This is a genomic window from Achromobacter sp. (assembly GCF_049647645.1).
Lineage (GTDB): Bacteria > Pseudomonadota > Gammaproteobacteria > Burkholderiales > Burkholderiaceae_B > Achromobacter.
In genome coordinates, this window is the sequence record NZ_JBARYB010000175.1 from 1 (window position 1) to 5,454 (window position 5,454).

General features: G+C 57.9%; 3 protein-coding genes. 2 read left to right on the forward strand and 1 reads right to left on the reverse strand.

The window, feature by feature from the left end; translation table 11 throughout:
• Nucleotides 1–57: 57 nt before the first annotated feature.
• Nucleotides 58–4,698: a hemagglutinin repeat-containing protein gene (locus WBB14_RS20055; RefSeq protein ID WP_424241387.1), complete on the forward strand. Its 4,641-nt coding sequence runs from the start codon at nucleotides 58–60 to the stop codon at nucleotides 4,696–4,698.
• A complete protein-coding gene (locus WBB14_RS20060) occupies nucleotides 4,695–5,153 on the forward strand; it encodes an Imm42 family immunity protein (RefSeq protein ID WP_424241388.1) in 459 nt (152 codons plus the stop codon). The genes WBB14_RS20055 and WBB14_RS20060 overlap by 4 nt, the downstream gene beginning before the upstream one ends.
• A 65-nt stretch (nucleotides 5,154–5,218) precedes the next feature.
• Here the strand turns inward: WBB14_RS20060 and WBB14_RS20065 are convergent.
• On the reverse strand, nucleotides 5,219–5,454 hold a 236-nt coding region (locus WBB14_RS20065), incomplete at its 5' end, for a hypothetical protein (RefSeq protein WP_424241389.1).

Consider the following 5,454-nt stretch of genomic DNA (forward strand, 5'->3'; position numbering starts at 1 on the left):
GGCCTGACGGGCGAACGCAGCGGCCAACCCGGCGCGGCCGGCACGGTCAATGCCGGCGTGGGCGCCGGCTCGGTCTCGACTCCGGGCCAAGGCGGTACCACCGTCGGCGCCAGCAACGGCCTGCAAGGCCAACGCCTGGACGGCCAGGGCGGTTTCGGACCCGTCAACGCCGGCGTCGCTGCGGGCTCGGTCTCGAACGCGGGCCAGGCCGGCGCCACGGTCGGCGCCAATAGCGGCCTGGACGGCCAGCGCCTGGACGCGCAAGGCGCATCCGGACCAAGCGGGGCCACGCTCGGCGCGGGCGGCTCTCTGTCGGCCAGCGGCGCCACCGCCGCGGCTAACGGTCAAAACCTGTCTGGCGCGCGCCTGGGCAGCTGGGATTCGCTGGTGCCCGCAGGCGCCAAATTCCTGACGCCCTCGGGCCAGCCCAAGCGCCTGGGCGACGGCTTCTATGAACAGAAGCTCGTGTCCGACCAGATCCTGGCCACCACCGGCCAGCGCTTCCTCGACAAGTACAGCGACAACGACAGCCAGTACAAAGCCCTGCTCGCCGCGGGCGCGCAGTACGCCCGCGACAACGGCATCCAGCTCGGCGTCGCGCTCACCGAGGCGCAACAGCGCCAGCTCACCACCGACCTGGTCTGGCTGGTCGAACAGACCGTCACGCTGCCCGACGGCACCACCGAAACCGTGCTGGTCCCGCAGGTCTACCTGCTGGTGCGGGAAGGCGACCTGAAGGGCGACGGCACCCTCATGGCGGGCCGCGACGTCAAGCTGCAGGCCGAAGGCGACATCGTCAACAGCGGCACCATCGGCGCGCGCGACGCCACCGTCATGACCGCCGGCAACATCGTCAACCAGGCCGGCGGCCTGATCCAGGGCGCCACCGTCGACCTCGCCGCGCGCGAGGACCTGACCAACCTGGTGTCGCTGATCAAGGGCGACAACGTCACCCTGGCGGCCGGGCGCGACATTGCCCTGACGTCCACCGCGGCGTCGGAGAACTTCGGCAACACCTGGGGCACGCACATCAGCGGTGTGGCCCGCGTGGACGCCGGCAACCTCAACATGCAGGCCGGGCGCGACATCACCTTGACCGCCGCGCAAGTCTCCGTCAAGGACGACGCGCGCCTGCAGGCCGGGCGCGACATCGCGCTGGAAACGCTTACTGAAAGCCATGGTGAATCGCTGGTCCTGAAGAAGAACAACCGCCACGACCTGAGCACCAGCTCGGAAGTCGGCTCGACCATCGCCGCGGGCGGCAACCTCACGCTGATAGCGGGGCAAGACGTCAATGCGCGCGCGGCCGAAGTCACCGCTGGCAAGCAGCTCGCCGTGGGCGCGGGGCGCGACATCAACCTGATAGCCGGAGAAGAAACCGGTTCGGCCTATGACGAGGTCCGCTACAAGACCAAGGGCTTCCTCTCGTCCAAGACCACGCACACCATTAACTCCAGCGACTGGGAACAGGCCAAGGCTTCGACCTTTACCGGCGACACGACGGTGTTGATGGCTGGGCGGGATTTGAATGTGGTGGGATCGAATGTCGGCGCGCAGAAGGACCTGGTCATGTCCGCCGAGCGCGACGTGAACATCCTGCCGGGCCAGAACGCCGAGGACAGCTACAACTACAAAATGGTCAAGAAGTCGGGCTTCGGCGCGATGGGCGGCTTCAGCTACGGCACCAGCCAGCAGACCGACTGGATCGACAGCAAGAAGAACTTCAATACCGCCAGCACAGTTGGTAGCGTCGAGGGCGATGTCCTAATCAACGCCGGTGGTGCGTTGAACATAATCGGCAGCAACGTTCTGGCACGCCAGGGCGACATGACGCTGATCGGCAAGGAGGTGAACATCGGCGCGGCGCTGGATACCGCGCGCGAGAAGGAGTTCCACGAGGTCAAGCAGACGGGCTTGAGCATCAATGCCAGGACTCCTTTGGTCGATGCGATGCAGACGGCAGGAAGGATGGGAGAGGCGGCCGGCAAGACCGACAACAAGGTCATGCAGGGACTGGCGTTGGCAACGACAGGTATTGCCGCGCTTAACGCCTACGACTCCGTGATGGCGGATCCCAAGCGTGCGGGCGGCGTGAGCTTGAGTATCAACTTAGGTACCAGCAAGAGCCAAAGCACGACGGATCGCGCTTCTACGTCGGTGGTCGGATCCACGGTGGTGGCAGGTAGAGACCTCACGATCATTGCCAGCGGCGCAGGAGCTGATTCGGATGTCACGGTCACGGGGTCGCGGCTGTCAGCCGGCAACAATGCCGTAATCAAGGCAGATGGAGACATCCTGCTGCAGGCCGCGCAAAACACATATGAGCAGAACACAAAGAACAAGAGTTCTAACGCAAGTATCGGTATCGGTGTGTCGGCAGATAGCGAGAACGGGGTCGGCATCATGCTGAACATTGGAGCAGGCGGCGCCCGCGGCCGTGCCGATGGCAAGGACACGGGTTGGACCTACACCAACGTGACCGCTGGCAATGTGCTTGCACTGCAATCCGGCGGCGACACATCCTTGATCGGTGCAGAGGGGCACGCTGAGCAGATCATTGCATCGGTAGGCAAGGACCTACGCATCGAAACCTTGCAGGATGTCAGCACCTACGAGTCCAAACAGCAGAGTATCGGTGTGCAGGCCAACATCTGCATTTATGGCTACTGCAACAGTTCAGTTTCGGGCAACGTGGCTCAGGGGCGAATCGAAAGCAATTTCAAATCTGCGAAGGAACAGGCCGGCTTGATCGCCGGAGATAGCGGATTTGTGGTGGATGTCGGTCGGAACACGGCACTAATTGGAGGGGTGATATCAAGCAGCGACCGCGCTGCGCTTGGCGGCTTGAATAGTCTCAGCACGGGCACGCTTGTTGTTCATGACCTGAAGAACACGGCGAAGTACCGGGGTGACCAGATTGCGCTAAGCGGAGGATTCAGTTGGGGCGGAAGCAGCGGGGGAGAGGCCAAAGGCGGCGATGTTGGCACGAACCCCAAAGGGCAAGCGGCAGGGGGAGCCGACAAGGTGCCGGGGACCGGTTTACCTACCAGCAATAACGGCACATCAATAGGAATGCCCGTCGTCGCAGGTGCCTCCGGAAATGTCTCTTCCACCACGCACAGTGCAATCAGCGGTGGGGCTGTTGTCATTCGCGACGAAATTGCCCAACAGAGTCTGACAGGGATGACGGCTACGGAGAGCATAGCGTCCTTGAATCGGGATACCTCAGCCGATACGTTGAACACGCTGAAGCCGATATTCGATAAGGAAAAGATCGAGGCGGGGTTTGAGATTGTTTCGGAAGCTAGCCGCCAGGTGGGGCAGTTTTTGACGAATCGGGCGAAAGAAGCGAAAACTCTGGAAAATGCTCTGGAGAACGAGCCTGCTGGCCCTCGTAGGGATCAATTGGAACGCGCGTATGCTGACGCCAAGAAGTGGGAGCCGGGTGGAGAAAATCGGCGTTGGTTGATGGCGGTAATGGGTGCTGCGAGTGGAAATGTCACCGGGTCGACCGCAGAGATGGTTCAAGCAGTGACAGTCAACTATCTGCAAGGACTAGCAGCAACTGAGGTTAAGCGAATTGTTCAACACTTGGGAGACAGTCCCAATGCAGAGATGGCTCGAGCTGCGATGCATGCGATAGTAGGATGTGCGGGTGCTGCAGGTAAGGGCGGTGACTGCGGGGCTGGCGCAATGGGCGCTAGCGCGGCCTCGGTATTAAATGCGTTGTTAAACAGTGAATCTTCAAAGCTGGATCCGGAGGAGAAGGAACAGCGTAGCAATTTGATTCAAGCTTTGATAGTTGGGGTCGCTGAACTTGCTGGGGTCAACGGCGCGGATGCAGTTTTCGCAGCTATTCAAGAGACAGAAAACAACGCGCTTTCGGTGCCTGAGGAACAGTCTCGTATTAGAGAAATGGCGCAATGTCAGAGGGATAAGGCATGTGAGAAGGAAGTAGTCGAAGCGTACAAAAAAATATCGGCGGAACGTCGCCGTGAAATACTCGAATGTCAGGGGAATGCCTGTCTCGAAAAAGCCAATGAGGTAGCAGCGCTTCTAAACGACTACGCCGAGCGGCACACTGCATTGGGAGAGAAACTCCGTAGTTCAGCGGGTCTAACTGCCGATGAGATGCAGGAGTTCATCTCTCTTGGGTCTTCAATGCTTCTAATGACGGCGGACAGGTTGGCCGCAGTCAAGAGGGCAATGGATGGTGGTAGCGAAGAAGCTAGGCAATTAGCGTGGAACAGTATCGCCGAGGCCGGAGAGTTGGGTGCGGCCGCGGCAGCTGGAGCGGTTGGGGGGCGATCTTCGAAAATTGGTGCGACTGGAACTGCAACAAATCAGGGCGATGGCCGGGGAAGTGCAGTGCCGGTTTTGGAGCCTAGAGTTGCTTCAAATGGATTGGTATACAAGTCAAATTCGAAGCACACTGCTGGCCAGGAAGGTAACAGACCGAATGCCGGTATAGAGCCGTCAAATTCGTTCAGTCTGTTTGAAAATTCGGTGCCAAGCTCTAATTCTTATCAAAATAAAGAGGTACGCTTCTCCGTGGATGCATCAGGAAATATTCATCGTTTTGAGGGGAGTAATGGTCAATTTCATTGGAACGGGAGCTCCGGGGATAAAAATAGTCCTTTAAGAGGGTACCAGATTCCAAATGATGTCCAAAAACAATTGGGAGTTAGGATAAAGTGATAGTCGGCGACCCGTTCTGTTTTGCGATTAATTATGATGTTGTGGCCGAGTGGAATTCGGTCGGAGATTTGTGGAAGAATGGAATTTTCTTTATATATATAAATGGCCAGAGAATAGGTGAGCTGGATGTGGTTGAGTTGAGGACGACGCTTTCTTTTTATAAAAAAAATCACGATTGGAAAATTTCTTCGGAAGGTGCAGGTGCGAGTTCGAGGGAATTGTATGAGGCGGGTTTTGATTTGTTTTATGGGGAAGGAAAGGATAATTTCTATTGTATTTACGATTTAACGTGTACAGCCTTCGGTGATCGAGGTACGTTTTTATTCCTATGTAAAACGCCGCATGGTGAACGGCTAGTGTGGAGTGGGTCTGAGGGAGTTAATATTGAAGAGGTGACGCTGTCACCAGGAACGCTGAAAGAAGTTTTCAGTGCCCTGTTAGATGATTTTTATTGAAAATAAAATGCAAAAAAAGATGGCGTAGTGGAAAGGGTGTCGGACTCTGAGGTTTTCCCACGAATTCATCGGTATCCTCCGATCGATTCGGCGGTGTCGTGAGGTGCTTGCAAAAGTCCAAGCACTGACGTTTGAGTCAAAGCCATAGCCCTCTCGGTATAGATCATGGCATCCAGCGTAAGCAACGAGATGGTCGGCCGGTCTTTGCGGTTGTTGGATTCATAGGCCGGCCTCAGTTTCCTGCTCTCAGCCAACTTGCCGACCAGCCACAACAGGAACGTCGCTAACGCGTGGATCAACA